General features: G+C 59.6%; 17 protein-coding genes. 9 read left to right on the top strand and 8 right to left on the bottom strand.

Features of this window, described 5'->3' with window-relative positions:
* Window positions 1-2 precede the first annotated feature (2 nt).
* The 4 genes from BSU04_RS20275 (at window position 3) to BSU04_RS20290 (ending at window position 3,866) form a co-directional block, all read left to right on the top strand.
* Entirely contained in the window at window positions 3-602 is a 600-nt protein-coding gene (locus tag BSU04_RS20275; RefSeq protein ID WP_373452847.1) for an RNA polymerase sigma factor, read from the top strand.
* A gap of 12 nt (window positions 603-614) precedes the next feature.
* Window positions 615-935: a hypothetical protein gene (locus tag BSU04_RS20280; protein WP_089162309.1), complete on the top strand. Its 321-nt coding sequence runs from the start codon at window positions 615-617 to the stop codon at window positions 933-935.
* Window positions 932-1,228 (top strand): 4Fe-4S dicluster domain-containing protein, encoded by a 297-nt coding sequence (locus BSU04_RS20285; RefSeq protein ID WP_089162310.1) that lies wholly within the window; start codon window positions 932-934, stop codon window positions 1,226-1,228. Before BSU04_RS20280 ends, BSU04_RS20285 begins: the two co-directional genes overlap by 4 nt.
* Before the next feature lie 400 nt (window positions 1,229-1,628).
* Window positions 1,629-3,866, top strand: a complete 2,238-nt coding sequence (locus tag BSU04_RS20290) for an NADP-dependent isocitrate dehydrogenase (RefSeq protein WP_089162311.1) — start codon at window positions 1,629-1,631, stop codon at window positions 3,864-3,866.
* A gap of 198 nt (window positions 3,867-4,064) precedes the next feature.
* On the opposite strand, the gene BSU04_RS20295 is transcribed toward BSU04_RS20290, so the two are convergent.
* A complete protein-coding gene (locus BSU04_RS20295) occupies window positions 4,065-4,760 on the bottom strand; it encodes a mobilization protein (RefSeq protein ID WP_089162312.1) in 696 nt (231 codons plus the stop codon).
* 483 nt (window positions 4,761-5,243) lie between these two features.
* Between BSU04_RS20295 and BSU04_RS20300 the strand changes: the two genes are divergently transcribed.
* A complete protein-coding gene (locus BSU04_RS20300; protein ID WP_089162313.1) occupies window positions 5,244-6,998 on the top strand; it encodes a GGDEF domain-containing protein in 1,755 nt (584 codons plus the stop codon).
* A gap of 37 nt (window positions 6,999-7,035) precedes the next feature.
* Here BSU04_RS20300 and BSU04_RS20305 read toward each other — a convergent pair whose 3' ends face one another.
* Window positions 7,036-7,959, bottom strand: coding sequence for a LysR family transcriptional regulator (locus BSU04_RS20305; RefSeq protein WP_089162357.1), 924 nt, complete (start codon window positions 7,957-7,959; stop codon window positions 7,036-7,038).
* A 118-nt stretch (window positions 7,960-8,077) separates the two neighbouring features.
* Between BSU04_RS20305 and BSU04_RS20310 the strand changes: the two genes are divergently transcribed.
* Window positions 8,078-8,731, top strand: coding sequence for a DsbA family oxidoreductase (locus tag BSU04_RS20310; RefSeq protein ID WP_089162358.1), 654 nt, complete (start codon window positions 8,078-8,080; stop codon window positions 8,729-8,731).
* A gap of 147 nt (window positions 8,732-8,878) precedes the next feature.
* Window positions 8,879-10,093 carry an MFS transporter gene (locus BSU04_RS20315; RefSeq protein WP_089162314.1) on the top strand — a complete coding sequence of 405 codons (1,215 nt, stop codon included), beginning with the start codon at window positions 8,879-8,881 and terminating at the stop codon, window positions 10,091-10,093.
* Between the two features lie 279 nt (window positions 10,094-10,372).
* On the opposite strand, the gene BSU04_RS20320 is transcribed toward BSU04_RS20315, so the two are convergent.
* The 3 genes from BSU04_RS20320 to BSU04_RS20330 all read right to left on the bottom strand — a co-directional run bounded on the left by BSU04_RS20320 (window position 10,373) and on the right by BSU04_RS20330 (window position 12,546).
* Complete coding sequence (locus tag BSU04_RS20320) at window positions 10,373-10,918, bottom strand: glutathione peroxidase (RefSeq protein ID WP_089162315.1); 546 nt, start codon at window positions 10,916-10,918, stop codon at window positions 10,373-10,375.
* A gap of 76 nt (window positions 10,919-10,994) precedes the next feature.
* The gene (locus BSU04_RS20325) at window positions 10,995-11,960 is read right to left on the bottom strand and encodes a LysR family transcriptional regulator (protein WP_089162316.1); all 966 of its coding nucleotides are present in this window, start codon (window positions 11,958-11,960) and stop codon (window positions 10,995-10,997) included.
* Between the two features lie 121 nt (window positions 11,961-12,081).
* Window positions 12,082-12,546: a MarR family winged helix-turn-helix transcriptional regulator gene (locus BSU04_RS20330; RefSeq protein WP_089162317.1), complete on the bottom strand. Its 465-nt coding sequence runs from the start codon at window positions 12,544-12,546 to the stop codon at window positions 12,082-12,084.
* Window positions 12,547-12,812: 266 nt separating this feature from the next.
* Between BSU04_RS20330 and BSU04_RS20335 the strand changes: the two genes are divergently transcribed.
* Together BSU04_RS20335 and BSU04_RS20340 are read left to right on the top strand one after the other, a co-directional pair.
* Window positions 12,813-13,784 carry an amidohydrolase family protein gene (locus tag BSU04_RS20335; protein ID WP_089162318.1) on the top strand — a complete coding sequence of 324 codons (972 nt, stop codon included), beginning with the start codon at window positions 12,813-12,815 and terminating at the stop codon, window positions 13,782-13,784.
* Between the two features lie 30 nt (window positions 13,785-13,814).
* Window positions 13,815-15,224, top strand: coding sequence for an MFS transporter (locus BSU04_RS20340; RefSeq protein ID WP_089162319.1), 1,410 nt, complete (start codon window positions 13,815-13,817; stop codon window positions 15,222-15,224).
* A 724-nt stretch (window positions 15,225-15,948) separates the two neighbouring features.
* Here BSU04_RS20340 and BSU04_RS20345 read toward each other — a convergent pair.
* From BSU04_RS20345 to BSU04_RS20355, 3 genes are read right to left on the bottom strand one after another with little or no spacing between them, the layout of a single operon-like run.
* Window positions 15,949-17,013 carry a maleylacetate reductase gene (locus BSU04_RS20345; RefSeq protein ID WP_089162320.1) on the bottom strand — a complete coding sequence of 355 codons (1,065 nt, stop codon included), beginning with the start codon at window positions 17,011-17,013 and terminating at the stop codon, window positions 15,949-15,951.
* On the bottom strand, window positions 17,000-17,353 hold the full coding sequence (locus BSU04_RS20350) for a Dabb family protein (protein WP_089162321.1): 354 nt from the start codon (window positions 17,351-17,353) through the stop codon (window positions 17,000-17,002). The genes BSU04_RS20345 and BSU04_RS20350 overlap by 14 nt, the downstream gene beginning before the upstream one ends.
* Window positions 17,350-18,234 carry an intradiol ring-cleavage dioxygenase gene (locus tag BSU04_RS20355; RefSeq protein ID WP_089162322.1) on the bottom strand — a complete coding sequence of 295 codons (885 nt, stop codon included), beginning with the start codon at window positions 18,232-18,234 and terminating at the stop codon, window positions 17,350-17,352. The genes BSU04_RS20350 and BSU04_RS20355 overlap by 4 nt, the downstream gene beginning before the upstream one ends.
* Window positions 18,235-18,340 lie beyond the last annotated feature (106 nt).

Below are 18,340 nucleotides of genomic sequence, written 5' to 3' on the forward strand. Positions count from 1 at the left end.
GTATGGAACAGCCGCCGCCCACGAACCCGATGATCGATAGAGATAGCGACATCACCGCAACCGTCTTGCGTGAGCGGACGAAACTCGGGAACTTCATCCGGCGTCGCGTGCGTGATCCAAGCGACGCCGAAGACATCCTGCAGGACGTACTCCACGAGTTCGTGCAGGCGTACCGGCTTCCCGAACCGATTGAACAAGTCAGCGCCTGGCTGTTTCGCGTGGCGCGTAACCGCATCATCGACCGCTTCCGAAAGAAGAAAGAGCAGCCGCTGAGCGAGATGGCCGGGACCAGCGCGACCAGCGATCACGCTGATGCCGTCGACGACGAATACCGGCTGGATCTGGCGCTGCCTGCACACGATGCCGGGCCGGAAGCCGCCTATGCCCGGTCGGTGCTCTTGGCGGCCCTGCAACACGCGCTCGACGAACTGCCGGAAAACCAGCGCGAGATTTTCGTGGCCCACGAGATCGAGGGACGCAGCTTCAAGGAATTGGCTTCGGAGAGCGGCGTGGCTTTGAACACGCTGCTGGCGCGCAAGCGTTATGCGGTGCTGCATCTGCGCGCCCGCTTGCAAGCCGTCTATGACGAACTGGATATTTAAAGGAGAAGGTAGATGAGATTCAGACTGAGGTTCCTCGGCAAGGCGCTGCTGGTGATCGTGGGCATTGCGGTGTTCGGATGGATGGTGATGACCTTATGGAACTGGGTGGTCCCTGCGCTGTTCGTCGGCGCGCGCGCGATCGATTTTGCCCATGCGCTGGGCCTCTTGATCCTGAGCCGGATCTTGTTCGGCGGATTCCGGGGCCATGGCGGCTGGCGTGGGGGGCGGCAGTGGCGCCGGTGGGAACAGATGACACCGGAGGAGCGGGAGAAGTTTCAGAAGGGCATGCGCTGCGGCCGCGGCCGCGGCAAGCCGCAAGAGGATGCGGTATGAGCAATACGCCGGCATCCGCATGCAAGCAGGCACCGGGCGTGATCGTGCCCGTTGTGAACTTCAACCGGTGCGAGGGCAAGGCCGATTGCGCAGTCGTGTGTCCCGAGAATGTTTTCGACATCCGCCGGATCGACACCGCCGACTATCAGCGCTTGGGGACGATGCAGAAATTCAAGCTCCGGGTGCACGGCATGAAGGTCGCATACACGCCGAACGCCGATGCGTGCCGGGCATGCGGTTTATGCGTGAGCGCGTGTCCCGAACGAGCCATTACCTTGGCCCGGATGAGTTGACGGCGCCCCCGCTGACGCGGCCAAGCGAATGGTCCTGATCGCGTCGGCGCCGGGCATTTTCCGGCCGAGCGGAGCCGGTACTAAGGCGACGCTCAAGATTTTCGCCGATTTAATCGCGAATGCCGCTGTTAGCGGTGTAATGCGGTCGCAAGCGGCGGCCCAAGCAATCGGCGTAGCAATTTAGTCTTTAGATTTAGGCGCTTAAGCGGATCAGCGGGGTGCCCCGAAACGCCCCACCGCCCTTCGCGACAGCATCGAAAACCCTCGATTTGAGGGTTGCGGCGCGAAACGGCGGGCCGGTTCAGCCCTCTTGAAAGCAAAATCAGGCAAAATTCGATGGTTAACCCCGGTCGTTGACGCAGCCGGCGGCGCCCCCAACCCATTTTTCTTGAGATAAGCGATGAGTACCGAGCAACCTACCATCATCTACACCCTCACCGACGAGGCCCCGCTGCTGGCGACGAGCTCCTTCCTGCCCATCATCCGGACGTTCACCGCGCCGGCAGGAATCCGCGTCACCACCAGCGACATCTCGGTCGCCGGCCGCATCCTGGGCGAGTTCCCGGAATTCCTGACCGAAGAGCAACGGGTGCCGGACAACCTGGCCGAACTGGGCCGCCTGACGCTGCTGCCCGAAACCAACATCATCAAGCTACCCAACATCAGCGCATCCCAGCACCAGTTGATCGGCGCGATCAAGGAACTGCAGGGCAAGGGCTACAAGATCCCGGATTTCCCTGAGGAACCGAAGACCGACGCTGAGAAGGCGATCCGCCAGCGTTATTCCAAGTGCCTGGGCAGCGCCGTCAACCCGGTGCTGCGTGAAGGTAACTCGGACCGCCGCGCGCCTGCCGCCGTCAAGAACTACGCTCGCAAGAACCCGCACAGCATGGGCGAGTGGAGCATGGCTTCGCGCACCCACGTGGCGCACATGAAGCATGGCGACTTCTATCACGGCGAAAAGTCCATGACCGTGGACAAGGCTCGCGACGTGAAGATGGAACTGCTTACGCAAAGCGGCAAGACCATTGTGCTCAAGCCGAAGGTGTCGTTGCTGGACGGCGAGATCATCGACAGCATGTTCATGAGCAAGAAGGCGCTGTGTGACTTCTACGAAGAACAGATGGAAGACGCGCGCAAGACCGGCGTGATGTTCTCGTTGCACGTGAAGGCCACGATGATGAAGGTCTCGCACCCCATCGTCTTCGGTCATGCCGTGAAGATCTTCTACAAGGAAGCCTTTGAGAAGCACGGCAAGCTGTTCGACGAACTGGGCGTGAACGTCAACAACGGCCTCGTCAACCTGTACGACAAGCTGGAAAGCCTGCCGACTTCCAAGCGCGAAGAGATCATCCGCGACATGCATGCGTGCCACGAGCATCGTCCGGAACTGGCGATGGTGGATTCCGCCAAGGGCATCTCGAACCTGCATGCGCCCAACGACATCATCGTGGATGCATCGATGCCGGCCATGATTCGCATTGGCGGCAAGATGTGGGGCGCCGACGGCCGTCCGAAGGACACGAAGGCCGTGATTCCTGAAAGCACGTTTGCGCGGATCTATCAGGAAATCATCAACTTCTGCAAGACCAACGGCAACTTCGACCCGGTCACGATGGGCACGGTGCCCAACGTCGGGCTGATGGCGCAGCAGGCCGAGGAATACGGCTCGCACGACAAGACCTTCGAAGTGTTGGAAGCGGGCGAAGCGCGCATTGTCGACATCGCCACGGGTGAAGTGCTGCTGACGCAAAACGTGGAAGAAGGCGACATCTGGCGCATGTGCCAGGTCAAGGATGCGCCGATCCGCGACTGGGTGAAGCTGGCCGTCACGCGTGCCCGCAACTCGGGCATGCCGGCTATTTTCTGGCTGGACCCGTACCGTCCGCACGAAGCCGAAGTGATCAAGAAGGTCGAGACGTACTTGAAGGATCACGACACCAAGGGCCTGGACATCCAGATCATGTCGCAAGTGCGCGCGATGCGTTACACGCTGGAGCGTGTCATCCGAGGGCTGGACACGATCTCTGTCACGGGCAACATCCTGCGTGACTACCTGACCGACCTTTTCCCGATCATGGAGCTGGGTACCAGCGCCAAGATGCTTTCCATTGTTCCGTTGATGGCTGGCGGCGGCATGTACGAAACCGGCGCGGGCGGTTCTGCTCCGAAGCACGTCAAGCAACTGGTTGAAGAGAACCATTTGCGCTGGGATTCGCTGGGTGAATTCCTGGCGCTGGCGGTGTCGCTGGAGGATTTGGGCATCAAGACCGGCAATACGCGGGCCAAGGTCCTGGCTAAGACGCTGGATGCCGCCACGGGACAACTGCTGGAGAACAACAAGAACCCGTCGCCCAAGACTGGACAACTGGACAACCGCGGTAGCCAGTTCTATCTCGCGATGTACTGGGCCCAGGAACTGGCAGCGCAAACGGAAGATGCAGCCTTGGCCGCTCAGTTCGCGCCGTTGGCGAAGCGACTGACGGCGGACGAGAAGACCATCGTGGATGAGTTGTCAGCGGTTCAGGGTGAGGCGGCGGACATTGGCGGCTATTACAAGCCTGACTTCGAGAAGCTGGAGTCGGTGATGCGTCCCAGCAAGACGCTGAACGCTGCGCTGGCGGCAGCTCAGGCTTGAGGCGTTTCATTGGCTTGTAGCCTATGATCGCTTTCTTCCGGTTTCGGCCGGAAGAAAGCGCCAGCAGCGTAGATTTTTGCGGGTATTGGCACGGCTAGTTCAACAGGATTTTCCGGGCCGGTTTTCGTCCAATTTAGTTTGTATCACTATCTATTATTTGGCGGCCGGGCAACTCCTCATCCCCAGCCGATCTTCCTACTACAACGCCAGACTGCCCATCTCTCCATAAGCACGATTCAACCACACCTTGACGCGCTGTCGCTCCAGCAAACCAAGCCCGGAAGCTGCTCGATCCGGGTGATTCACGGCAGCCCAAAAACTGACACCATGTTGATCGATTTTCTGCATCGTGGTATCGGGCAAGCGCCTCAGGCTGATCACACTGGCGCCCAGCGCTTCGGCCCGGGCGAGTTCCCCTGACGCTTCCAGAATCTCGAAGCGATCCCCGCGAACCTCATTCAGGACGATGACCAGCTTGATCCGTCCGCCGAACTGATCGAGCCACTGCCGCAGCAGGTCGACCGAATCGCGCCCGGCGTCCATGACGTGCCACCAGGTCAGCGTCAGCCCATGCTCTTGCGAGAGACCAATAACATCCGCGTCGTCGAGCCATTTCCCGAGAGACTGCTGCGTCTGCGCAGCAAGATCAACCAGGATGCGCCGCTGAGGATCCTCAAGCGCATGTTCAATGATGGGGTCCAGGCTATCGTGACGATCAAGCACGGCCGGTGCAGCAAAATCCGCATAGAAGCGCAATAACGCGCCGTGCGATTTGTCGGTGTCGAAACCCGTGAACGGGATGCTCCGATCAACAAAATACTGGGCTAATACGCGGGCGACGAGCGATTTGCCGACGCCTCCTTTTTCGCCACCGATGAAGTGGATGTAGCTCATTGCTGCGGATCCTTTGTCGAGGAGCGGGCTGGGTGGAGACAAGAATATCGCGTTTCGATGACGTAACAGCGACTTGGGTAACAGCGGCTTAGGCTACACGGAAAAGAAATGAGTGACAGCAGCACGCTGTACTCTCGCATGGATTTGTTAAATCGGACGGAAGCTGAGCTTGGGGCGGGCCATGAGTGACGCGAGCGCGCCCGACCTGGCAAGACAGCAAATGGAACGCATGCCCGCGCCTCTGAATAGAGCAGCCAATGTGTCGCGAACCAAGGGAAATCATCTGCGATTGAATTCTCCCCGACAACAGTTCCAAGGTTCCGACTAGATCGCTCGCCGGTAATTTTGAAAGAAAACGGTCTAACGATCGTGTTTTGTCCGAGTAGACGATTCCGGCGGGCTGCGGTATGTTGAATCACCGGCTGCAATAAGTCGCCCTGTTTTAAGAATGTTAGGCAAGCGACCTGCTGCGAATCAACAAAAATGCCATCAACCCGGATCTTGCTTGCCAAGCGACTCAAGCTGACAACAGCCGCTCTGTGCGTTCTGGTCTTGAGCCTTGCCGCGCCTTTGCTCCTGCATCAATCACGCGCCTATTCATTGGCGGAGAATGGGGTTCAATCATTGGACCGCTTTCGCGCCGCATTGCTCGCCATGGAAAGCGTGTCGGCGGAACGCGGCCCCGCCAACGGCGCGCTAGGCGCAGACGCCCGGAGTGCACCATCGCTGCGACTGCCCTTGATCAATGCGCGCGCCGAAAGCGACCGGCGCTTGGCCGTGTTGCGCTCACTGATCACAAGTCAGGCGTGTCCCGACTGCGCGGTTGAACGCGCGTCGGTCGATGCAGTACAAACACGGCTTGTCGCGGCCCGCAAGCAAGTCGACGGCCTCATCGCCCAGCCCATAGAACAACGTGACCATGATGCCGTCCTAAGCGCGGTCAACCAGATGATCGCCGTCATTCCCAACTTCGGGCCGCTGGCAAATGCCAGCGCAGCGGGCATTGTGCGCGGGGACCCCAACGCACTGAATTGCGTCTTGACCGCTCGGTTGACCGCTGAACTTCGTGAACAGGCGGGGCTTCTAGGGTCGACCTTCACTGCCGCGCTGACCGCTCGCCGGCCCTTGAGTGAAACCGAATTATTCGCGCAAGAACGCGCTAAAGGACGTATAGACGAATTGCGCAGCCTGATAGCTGCCCGAGTAGAACACACACCGATCAGCGCAAGCACCTATCAGCGCCTCACCAGCGTCTATTACGACACTGGCCTGAGCTATATGGCGCACGTCCGCGACATGGCAAGGCGGCCGGAAGGAGCCAATCTCACGGCTGCCGGATTGGCCGCAGAGTATGTGCCGACCATGAGGCCGATCGTGCAATTTCGCGACTACGTGCTGGATCTGGCGGACAAAGAAGTCAAAGGGCATCGTAATGATTCGCTGATGTTGCTGGTTGCAAGCGCAATGGGTAGCGCGGGCGTTCTCTACCTGTTGCTGATTGCGTCCGTGTACTTCAAGCGGCGATTCGTCCAGCCGTTTATTGAAGCCGCGGACATCATCATGGCAATCGCCGATGGAAAGCTCGAGACGCCCATCCCTCACGGTGAACACCGGCTTGAGATCCGCAGCCTGTTTCACGCGATCCTCGTGCTGAAGGAAAACAGCATCGAAAAAATGCGGCTGGAGCACGAGCGCAATATCCTGCTGCGCGAACTCGAGACCGTTGCCGACACTGACTTCCTGACGCGCTTGCTCAACCGCCGCGCGTTCGAACGCAAGGCGACCGCTTCGCTAAGCAGGCGCACTTCGTCCGAAGCCAAGCAGGTCCTCATCATGTTCGACGCGGACCGCTTCAAGCAGATCAACGACACCCTGGGCCACGCCGCCGGCGATCTGGCGCTGCAGACGATTGGAAGACTATGCAGCGAGATATGGCATAAGCCGGACATCGTGGCACGCCTCGGCGGCGAGGAGTTCGCTGTGCTGACAAAAGTCGATGACGCCAGCGAAGCCGTTGGTGCCGCCAACGAACTGCGGCGGCGGCTAGCGTCCACGGCGCTGGAACTGGATGGTGTCCGCTTTACAGTCACATTGAGCTTCGGGATCTCGCTCGCTTCGCAAACCGGGCGGGAGACGCTCGACGCCCTTCTGCTACGCGCCGACAAGCTGCTTTACAGCGCCAAGCTGGGCGGGCGTAACTGTATTGTGTCGGACATCGAAAGCTCGACAAGTCACTAGCATTGGCTTTAAGCAGCGTGCAGCATCTGGCCGCCGATCATTCCACCGTAGGCGTTCGCACGCGTACAGCGAGGAACTGCACGAAGGTGCGGACCTTGCTCGAATGGCGGCGATTCGGCAGGTAAGCCGCGTAGATCACCGAATCGCCCGCATGCGGATTGACGTCGATGTTTTCAAAGAGGCGCAGCAGATGGCCGGCACCGATCTCCGGCGCCACCAGCCACTCTGGCATCAGTGCAATGCCCCTGCCCGCGAGAACGGCTTCGAACAGCACGTCAGGGTTATTGGCAATCAGGTGGCCGCGCACTTCGACCCGTTCTTCCGTGGCTCCATGGCGAAACGTCCACACCTGCCTCGTAGCGCGATGGGGTCCGCCATACGCGAAGCGCAAGCATTCGTGATTAGTCAGCGCCCGCGGTTCAGCAGGCGTGCCGTGCCGCTCCAGATACTCATGGCTCGCCACGACAAAACGCTTGTTGTCAGCCAGCTTCCTGACGACCAGGTTTTCATCGCGTGAGGGCAAGCCGATTCGAATCGCGACATCGATCCGCTCTGCGGCCAGATCGACATAGTGGTCGGCGACCACCACGTCGAGGACCACACGGGGATACTCGCTCAGGAAGGTGGCAAGGTGCGGCGCCAGGCACAGCCGGCTATATGCCGTAGGCACGGAGATGCGCAGCGCGCCAACGGGCGCTGCGCCGCTGTCGAAGATGCTGTCGTCGGCTTCAGCCAGGTCGTCCAGCACCTTGCTGATTTGCTCGACGTAAGCGGTGCCGGCGTCGGTGAGGCTGACGCGCCGCGTAGTGCGCGTCAGTAGCGCGGTGCCAAGCGACGCTTCGAGCGCATCCATCAGGCGTGTAACTGAGGAAGTGGCCACCCCCAGGCGCTGGGCGGCCTTGGAAAAACCGCCGGCCTCAGCCACTTCCAGCAACGTCGTCAATGCAACCAGTTTGTCCACTTTGATGGCTCCGCTGCCCGAGCGTTGCGTGGCACGCAACGCGAGATTGCTCTGCGAACGTATTCTACTAACGAATTGCAATCGATATCCTGTGTGCAATCTTCTTCAGGAGCGCGCCGTGCAAGCCATCGAAATCTCTGTCAACTACGACTTCATATGTCCGTGGTGCTGGATCGGCCACCTGAATCTTGCGTCCGGAATTCGCGCAGCCAACCTGCCGGTGCCCGTTTCAATCCAGTATGTGCCGTTCGAATTGAACCCGACGATGCCCGCGCACGGAATGGACCGGCGCGAATATCGGACGGCCAAGTTCGGCAGTTGGGTACGCTCCCAAGGTATGGATGCGCAGGTTGCGGCCACAGGCCTGGCTGCCGGCGCGCAATTCAACTATGACAAGGTCGGCAGAACGCCTAACACACGCCTCGCTCATCAGTTGATGCAGTACGCGTTGAGTATCGGCGACGCGCACAAGACCGAAGCGCTCTATCAGTCGATATTCGTCGCGTACTTCTCGGAAGGACACGATATTGGCCTGCTCAGCATATTGGTCGAGATTGCCGTGAAAAACGGCTTCGACGCTGCCGCGGCAGAGGACTACCTGACGCAAGACCGCGGTCTTGCAAAGGTCGGCGAAGCGCAGCAGCTCGCGCAACAGCAAGGCATTCGTTCGGTGCCGACCGTGTTCATCGCGGGCGAAGCGATCAGCGGAGCGCAACCCCCGGCGGTGTTTTCCAACGCGTTGCGATCGGCGCTCGAGCGGAGCACAGCATGAGCGCTGGCACTGGCGACTGCGCTGGCATCGGCGCCGCGCACAGCTTCGGCTCGGTATCCACATGACCGACCTTGGCGTTCTCGCTCGGAAAACCGCCTGACGAACATCGAACATCAAACCAAATTTGACCACTGAAGGATCCATCGCATGACGCCTAACGCACCTGCTGCCGACCGGAACGGCGGCACAGTCAAGCTAACCCAGGGCATGATCGCGCTGTTCGCGTTCTGCTGCGGCGCGATCGTCGCCAACCTCTACTACGCGCAACCGATCACCGAGCTCATCGCGCCCGACATTCACATGTCAAGCGGCACGGCGAGCCTGATCGTCTCGCTTACGCAGATCGGCTATGCATTCGGACTTTTCTTCCTGGTTCCGCTCGGCGATTTGCTGGAGAACCGCAAGCTGATGATCACGACAGCCATTGTCTCGATCTTCAGTCTGGCGCTGGCAGCCGTCACGCATCAGCCGAACGCGTTCCTGGCGGTCTCGCTGCTGGTCGGTTTCAGCTCGGTCGCCGTGCAGATCCTGATCCCGCTGGCCGCGCACCTCGCGCCCGACGAATCGCGTGGCCGCGTGGTCGGCAACATCATGAGCGGGCTTCTGCTCGGCATATTGTTGTCACGTCCGATCTCAAGCGTGGTGGCCGGTCATTTCGGCTGGCGCGCCGTATTCGGCTCGGCGGCGGTGTTGATGGCGATCGTGACGGCAGTCCTGGCATTGACAATCCCGCGCCGTCAGCCTTCGCATCAGGCGACCTACTTTCAGTTGATCCATTCGCTTGGCGAGCTGGTTGTGACCTTGCCGGTACTGCGTCATCGCGCGCTGTATCAAGGGCTGATGTTTGGCACGTTCAGCCTCTTCTGGACCGCAGTGCCGATCGAGCTGACACGTCATTACGGCCTGTCGCAGAACGGGATCGCGGTGTTCGCGCTGGTCGGCGCAATGGGCGCGACATCCGCGCCTGTGGCAGGGCGGCTTGCCGACGCCGGGCACACGGTCCGCGCTACGCTGATTGCGCTTGTGGTCGGGGCGCTCGCGTTCACACCCGCGCTGATTCATCCGGCGTGGGGCGTGGGCGGACTCGTCGTGACCGGCGTTGTACTGGACTTCGCCGTGCAGATGAACATGGTGCTCGGCCAACGCGAGATCTATGCGTTACATGCGGCCAGCCGGAACCGTCTGAATGCCCTTTATATGACCAGCATCTTCATTGGCGGCGCGATCGGGTCAGCGCTCGCCAGCAGCTTGTATGACCATGGTGGATGGACGCTGACCGCGACGGTTGCGAGTGTATTTCCGATCATCGCGTTGCTTCATTACCTAGTGGTCGGCAGGTCGGTTGCTGCGGCGAACGCTTGACCGAAGTTGAGCGCTCCTCGCCTTGGCGGGGGCGCTTTGATGACGACGCAAGCGCCCCGGGAACGCGCGTTGTATGGCAATCAACTCGTGGACCGCGAGCTTGCAATGATGAAGCGAGGCCAAGCACTATTCGCGCTTAAAGAGAACACGGTCGACGGATCGCGCTTGTTGCGTGTCGTCTCAATTCGTCTGATTGTCACGCGCTGCGCAGTGCGATTGCCGGTCCTGCCGGCGTTCTCACCGCACAGCCGCAGCGGTGCTGCTGAAGCGCTGCTTCGCTTAGTTCGACAGCGCCGTTTGAATAGCCTCAAGCAGGCGCGGATCATCTGCCGTGACATCCGGCGAGAAACGGCCCACTACGCGGCCGTCCCTGCCAATCACGAATTTCTCGAAGTTCCACAACACATCGGGTGCCGGGTTAGGCTCAATGCCGTAGCCTTTGAGCCGCTCGCGAAACGGGCCGTCGCCGGTAGTATCCGGCTGCGTGCTGGTCAGCGTCTGGTACAGCGGATGCTGGTCGGCGCCGACCACTGATACCTTCGAAAACATCGGGAATTTCACGTCGTAAGTCAGGCTGCAAAAATCCTTGATCTCTGCGTCGCTTCCTGGCTCCTGCCCCTTGAAGTTGTTCGCCGGAAAGCCCAGCACTTCCAGGCCTCCGGCCCGCTTGTCCTCATAGAGTTTTTCCAGGGCTTCGTATTGCGGCGTGAGCCCGCACTTGGAGGCTACGTTCACGATCAGCAACACCTTGCCCTTGAACGGCTCAAGCGTAAGCGCCGCGCCGTCGATGGATTTCACAGGAATATCGTAGATTGTCTGGCTCATATAGGGGCTCAATGGAGAAAGGGATCGGGCGCTTGCGGGAACTGAGTTAAGCGATGCCTATCCTACTCCGGAACCGTTAGCCGCTGCACGGGTCGTCCATTCCCTTCAATGGAGCGACCTTCGTTGCGGACTGTCCTGCCAACAACGATGCCGCAATATGGTCACGCAAGAACGTAATCCACGTAGCGATTTTCGCGTCCAGATACTCGCGCGATGCATAGAGCGCATAAACGGTCGAGCTCTGTAATTCATATGTGGGCATCACCCGCACCAGTTCGCCGCTCCTGAGAAACGAGAGCGCCGTCAACAGGGGCAGCGGTGCGATGCCCATGCCTTCTCGCAGCGCGATTGCCAGCGCCTCTGCGGAGCTTACGCGCAACTTCGCCGGTGGCACATGGAACACCTCCGTTCCTCGCTCTGAGCTAAAAACCCACTTGTCCGACGCGAAGAATGAGGTCAGCAGTTGCAGGCAGCTGTGCATGCGCAGATCGGCGACGGTTTCCGGCGAGCCGGTATTGACCAGATAAGACGGTGCCGCGCAAAGCACCGTTGGCACGCTACATAACTGGGCCGCGACCATCGCCGAGTCAGGCAACGGGGAGTGCGTCACGTGCAACGACACGTCGAAGCCGCCCTCCAGAATGTCCGGCGCGTACTGGGAAAGCGTGAGGTCGACACGCACATCCGGATACTTCTCGCAGTACTTCGCGAGCGCTGGAATCACGTAGTACTGGCCGAAAGCGGACGGCGCGTGAAGCCGCAACACACCTTTGGGCAGCGCCTTCGCATCGCCCGCCTGCGCCTCCGCTATGTCGACGCGATCCAGTATTTCCCGGCATTGCTCAAGATAGCGGGCACCCGCTTCGGTCAACGCGACACGTCGCGTGGACCGGTTGAGCAAGCGACTGCGCAGATGCGTTTCCAGGTCGGAGACAGCCCGCGACGCTTGCGCCGTGGTGCTGCCCAGGAGCTGCGCGGCAGCGGTGAAGCTGCCTGTATCCGCAACCGTCACGTACATCCGCATTTTTCCAAGCTTGTCCATCGTTAATCCGATTCAATACGACAGATGTGCGACGCACACAACCGCCAATCCTCACTGGCCTTGGACGGTTCGCCAGCGCCCGGCGATGCGCCGCCGGAGGGAGGAAGTTGAGAAAACTCGTTCAGGCCAGCGGCTCAGCGTTCTCGTACAACCGGTCGAGCAAGTTACGCAGCGTCTTCACCTCGGCTTTGGTAAAACAGTTCACGGCAACGGCTTCATAGTGCTTCGCCAACGGCACAATTTCCCGTGTGAGATTCGCTCCGTCTACAGTGAGCGAAAGCTGAACCGCGCGCGCGTCTTCCTCGCTCTTCTCACGGGAAACGTAGCCCTGTGCGATCAGGCGATCGACGATACGAGACAGCGCCGACACGTCGACACACGCACGAACTACCAGCTCCGACAGACGTTGATGGGGTCTCTGTCCCAGTGAAGCGCACACCCGCCACTCCGTCAGGCTGAGCCCGTAGGGTTTGAGTGCCTTGGCGAACGCGTTTCCCATCCTGCTCCCCGCTCTCGACACCAGATACGGAACCGCCGCCTCCAGATCGTGCTCAACCGTGATGGATGCCTCGTGCCGTTTTCCCATGTGCTGCAACCCTCTTCACAGTACAGTTACTATTTGATTGATTTGTCAAGTATACCCGCCTTTCACACCGCAGCGAATCGTACGAAATTCTTTTGCCCACTCATCGAACATCGCTAGGGTATTCCCGAATTAGTATTTGATAAATCAAGCATATACTTCGGACACATTATTTGATTTTTCAAATAATGAATGACATGAGACGACCGTACCGCAGCCGTGTCGATGTCATCGACCCTTCACAATCGCCCCTTCGCCGCCCCGCCATCATGAAAGATAAAATTGCGTTAGAAGAGCATTTCGCCATCGATCTGACTATCGGTGACTCTCAGGTCTATGCGCGCCCCGAGATGTGGACGCAACTCAAGCAAAACCTTCTGGATTTTGAACAACAGCGGATCGAGCAAATGGACGAATGGGGCACGGCATTGTCGATCCTGTCGCTCAACTCGCCCGCCGTCCAGTCGATCCCTGATCCGCAAACGGCAGTCCAGGTCGCCAAGCGCGCCAACGACATTCTCGCTGAGCAAATTCAACGTCGTCCCGCCCGCTTTGGCGGTTTCGCTGCGTTGCCGATGCAGGACCCGGACGCAGCGGCGCTCGAACTCGAGCGTTGCGTGTTGCAACTTGGTTTCCACGGCTTCCTTGTGAACGGTTTCTCCCAGGTTGGTGACGAGCAGACTGTCGCCTACTACGATGCCCCGCAGTTCGCCGACTTCTGGGATCATGCCGCTGCGCTTGGCAAACCGTTCTATATGCATCCGCGCGACCCGCTGCCGAGCCGCGAGCCTATCTATGACGGCAGTCCCTGGCTGACAGGACCGACCTGGGCGTTCGCCGCGGAAACGAGCGTGCATGCGCTACGTCTGATGTCGAGCGGCCTGTTCGACCGGTACCCGACATTGCAGATGATCCTTGGGCACTTCGGCGAGGGCATTCCCTCGAACGTCTGGCGCATCGATCACATTCTGCGCAAGGGCCGTCGTGGCATACCTTGCGAACGCGAGATCGGCGACTACCTGCGCGAGAACGTCTATATCACCACCAGCGGCAATTTCCGTACGCCGACCCTGCTGTCGACGCTGCTCGAGGTCGGCAGCGACCGCATCATGTATTCAGTCGATTATCCGTTTGAAAAGCATGAAAATGCGGCACGATGGTTCGACAACTGCGAAATCAGCGAAAACGACCGCCGCAAGATCGGACGCGACAATGCGCAACGGCTCTTCGGCCTGAAGTAGAAGTCAATGCCGTAGAGGTCCGGAGCCACGATGAACAAGAAATCGGCTGCACTATCCGATCGCAGCAATAGCACGCCAACCGATGAGACGAGCGACGTAATCGATATTGCCGCGCTCATCGACAGCCATCCCCTCAGTCGATTCCAGATATGGGTGATGGTGCTCGTGGGTCTCTCGGTGGTGATGGATGGTTTTGACATTCAGGCCATGGGCTTCGTCGCACCGTCGATCATTCGCGAATGGGGTGTTTCCCGCGCGGCGATGGGGCCTGTATTCGGCACGAGCCTGATCGGCATGATGCTCGGGTCGCTGATCCTGGGGCCTGTCGCCGACCGGATCGGACGGCGGCCTGTGCTGATCGGCGCGACACTTTTTCTCTCCGTCTGCATGTTTGCGACCTCGTTCGCTTCGACGCTGCCACAACTCCTGGCGTTTCGTTTTATTACCGGCGTGGGGCTTGGCGGCATCATGGGCAACGCGATTGCATTGGTCAGCGAATACAGCCCGACGCGCAAACGGGCGACGCTGATGATGTGGGTCTCGTGCGGCTTTACGGGCGGTGCAGTGCTCGGCGGTTTAGCGTCGGCGGCACTGATTCCGGCGGCGGGATGGCGGTCCGTGTTCCTGTTTGGCGGCGCAGTTCCTCTTGCCATTGCGATAGCGATGCTCGCCTGCCTGCCAGAATCGATGCAGTTTCTCGTACTGCGTCAGCGCCGTCTCGCTCGTGTGAGCTACTGGCTTAGCAAGATCACCCCGCTCGTCGAAAGCGGTGCGCCGCATCGCTATCTCGTGCGTGAAAAAGCACTGACGGGCAGACCTGTCAGCGCACTATTCGCGTCCGGCCGCGCGCGCGTGACGCTGCTGCTGTGGGCCGTGAATTTCATGAACTTGCTGAACCTGTTCTTCCTGGCGAACTGGTTGCCGACCATTGCTGCCGATGCCGGATACAGCGTGTCTCGCGCGTCGCTTATTGGCACCACGCTTCAAGTAGGCGGGGTGATAGGAACGATCGCGATGGGACCGCTTATCGACCGTTGGGGATTCTTCCGAATCCTGGCGCCCGGCTATCTGATCGCGGCGCTGGCGGTCGCCGGAATCGGCCAGACTTCGCACGTTTCCTTCGCTCTGATGATGGCGTTTGTTGCGGTCAGCGGCTTCGGCATTGTTGGTGCGCAACCGGCGAACAATACGCTTGCGGCTACGGTCTACCCCACTGCGTTGCGCGCGACGGGAGTGGGCTGGAGCCTGGGTGTCGGTCGCGCCGGATCGATTGTCGGTCCTATTGTTGCAGGCAATCTAATGGAGCTGCACTGGTCGTCCGCCCACCTTTTTCTGGCGGCTGCAATACCCGCGGTGTTGTCGTGCGTGATGATTGCCGCGCTCTCGCGTGACAGGTTGTTTGCGTCATCGCCTGTTGCTGGCGAGGTGGAAATCGTGTGAGAGGGAACTTGGCGCGTAGTGTCGTTAGGGATGCTCGGTTTTTGGGGTGGTGGCAGAGGGGAGTGCTGGGGTGTTAGGGTCTGGGGTTAGTGGTCGGGGTTAGTGGTCGGAGTTAGTGGTCGGAGTTAGTGCCGGGGTGCTAGGTTCCTGCGTTAGCGGTCGGAGTCATTGCCGGGTTGCTGCTTTCAGCCTTAGTGGTCTGCCTGAGTTGGCTAATTTCTTTAGCACTGTTAGCCACTGTTCGTGGCGGCACGTCATTTCTTGGTCCTTAGCGACAAAGAAACGAAGAGCAGATACAGGTGGGGCCTTACCGGTTCCTGGGAAAATAGTGCTTGCCCGAGAGCACTGGTGGCGAAGCGTGTCTATGTCAGGATTCGCGAGAAGGAGGGGTTCAAACATCCGTGGCTCTGGCGAGCACCGTGCTTTTGGGGCACCTATGAATGGAAACTGCACGCTGTGGACACTTAGGGTAGCGTGGTTTGAAAGCGTTTTCTTTGCTTCGTTTCTTTGTCGCTAAGGACCAACAAATGACGCGCCGCCACGCGCAGTGGCTAACAGTGCTAAAGAAATGAGCCAACTCACGCAGACCACTAACACTGAAAGCAGCAACCCGGCATTGACCCAGACCGCTAACGCAGGAACCTGGCACCCCGGCACTGACCCCGACCGCGAACCCCCAGCCAGCAAACACCCCCAAAACCCGTCCACCGGCGCGAGCGAAACCCTAAAGTGGTGGTGCGCCATCGAACGCATCCTGAAGCAACGAACGAATCGCGTTGTATTCAACAGCGCGCGGATTCCAGTACGGATTGGCGCTGGCGATCTCCGCAGCCCGATCAAGCTGTGCCGCGTTCATCCCAATGTCTTTAAGCGCGACCGCAGCACCATTCGCCTTCGCGAGTTCATACACACCCATCGCTGCGTTGTCGTGCCCGAGTGCGCGCGCTATCCGCTTCATTGCATCAGGCGCGGCGCTCGCGTTGTAGGACAGTGCGTGGGGCAGGATGATCGTGTGCGTCGCCGCATGCGGCAGGTTGAAACTGCCACCAAGCGTATGACACAGCTTGTGATGCAAGGCCATGCCGACACTCCCCAGCACCGTGCCGCACAACCACGCGCCGTACAGCGCCTGCGACCTCCCGTGACTATCCTCTGGATGAGCGACAACCACCGGCAACGCACGCGCTAGTGACGCAGTACCCTCTTCCGCCATCAAGCTGATAATCGGATTGGCCTCGCGCGAATAGAGTCCTTCAGCAGCGTGCGCAATGGCATTGATACCACTTGTCAGCGACAGTTGCGCCGGAAGCGTCAGCGTCAATTCCGGATCGTAGATGACCGTCTTGGGAAGCACCCGCAAGTCCGTTCCGGTTCGCTTCAGGCCCGCTTCCGTCAAACCAAAAATGGGCGTCATTTCACTGCCGGCGTAAGTCGTCGGAATAGCGAGTATCGGTAAGTCTGATTCGAGCGCGATTGCCTTGCCAAGTCCAATGGTCGAGCCACCGCCCACCGCGATTGCGCAATCTGCGTTTAATCTTTTAGCCAATTGCCGCGCTTCGGTTGCGAGCTCCACCGGCACATGCATGACCGCGCGATCGAAGATGCCCGCCGCGCGCGCTCCCAGACGGGCGGCGAGTGCTTCAGCAACGTCGCGTTGTTGAGGCGAACACAGGATCAGCGCGCGCTCGGCGTTCAGGTTCAGCACTTCACGTTCAAGATGCCGCAGGCTACCTGCGCCAAACACCACTCGCGCCGCGCGCGCTGAATAGACGAAGTCAGATGCCTGCATTAGCCGTCTCCATGCTTAACGGTGCAAGCAGCGGCAAAGATTCGACCAGGTAGTCAACTTGAAACCGTGCGGTCCGAATACGGCCAAGTTGCTGCCTCACGCGCAGATGCTCGGGATGACCGGCATAGGCGTCAAGCGCATGCTGCGATTCGAAGTCGGTCACCAGGACAACGTCGCAGGCATAATCCGCGGCACTCGAATCCATACCGACTTCCAGATGGATCATGCCGGGGATACGTCCCCGCAACCCCTCGAAGCTGCGCTTGACGAGCTGACGCGACGCAAGGTTTTCCTCCGGCGTTTCTCCACTCACGCGCCACATGACGATATGCCGAATCATGCTGCAACCCCTTGGTAGTTCAAGACAAAATCATAGTCAAGGGTATAAAACGGCGTGCTCATGACAGTGCCGTCAGGCGCGATACCAGGTTCGTGCTTCACCCATTCAACGATCAGGTTCGACCGGACGCCGAACACCGCATCCGAATCCAGATACTGATCGCCGTCGCGAAACACGTGGGTAATCAGCGTGTCGTAACCAGGCGCCTTGATCCAGAAGTGCAGATGGGCGGGCCGCCACGGATGTCGCCCCAGTGCATCAAGCATTCTTCCGACCGGACCATCGTGAGGGATCGGATAGGCCTCGGCGAGAATCGACCGGAAATGAAAGCGGCCGTCGGCTTGCGTGTGCAACTTGCCTCGTGCGCTATGAACCATGTCGCCAACGTCATCAGTCGTTTTCTGCACGTCGTAAAAACCGTCTTCGTCGGACTGCCAGACATCAACTGACGCATTGGCAACCGGCTCGCCGTTCACGCCGCGAATCTGACCCTGCACAAAACACGGCGCACCCAACGCGCCATTCGATACGTCGTCGCCGTTCTGGTACTCCGGCGCCCCGTCTACAAAGAAAGGGCCCAATACGGTCGCCTCGGTGCATGCTGCAGGTTTCTTGTTGTTCTGCGTGGTGACCAGCATGGAGAGCCCCAGCGTGTCAGACAGCAGGACGAACTCCTGACGTTTGTCGTCTGTGATATGGCCTACGTCGGTCAGGAATTTGATAGCCGTGAACCACTCGTCCTCGGTGAGCTTCACTTCACGGGCAAACGCGTGGAGATGCTGCACGAGACTCGTCATGACAGTGAGAAGGCGTGGGTTGCCACATCCACCCATTGACGCGAGTACCGCCTGCGTGATGGTGTCTTCGTCGATATTGCGCATTGTGGGTGTCTCCTTTTATAGCCGCCGCCAGTGATGATCAGCGAGCCTGATTCCGCCGATATTAACCCTTGGTCCGCTGGAATAAAACGAGCTATAGTGAAATGAT

This window comes from Caballeronia sordidicola, assembly GCF_002220365.1.
Lineage (GTDB): Bacteria > Pseudomonadota > Gammaproteobacteria > Burkholderiales > Burkholderiaceae > Caballeronia > Caballeronia sordidicola_C.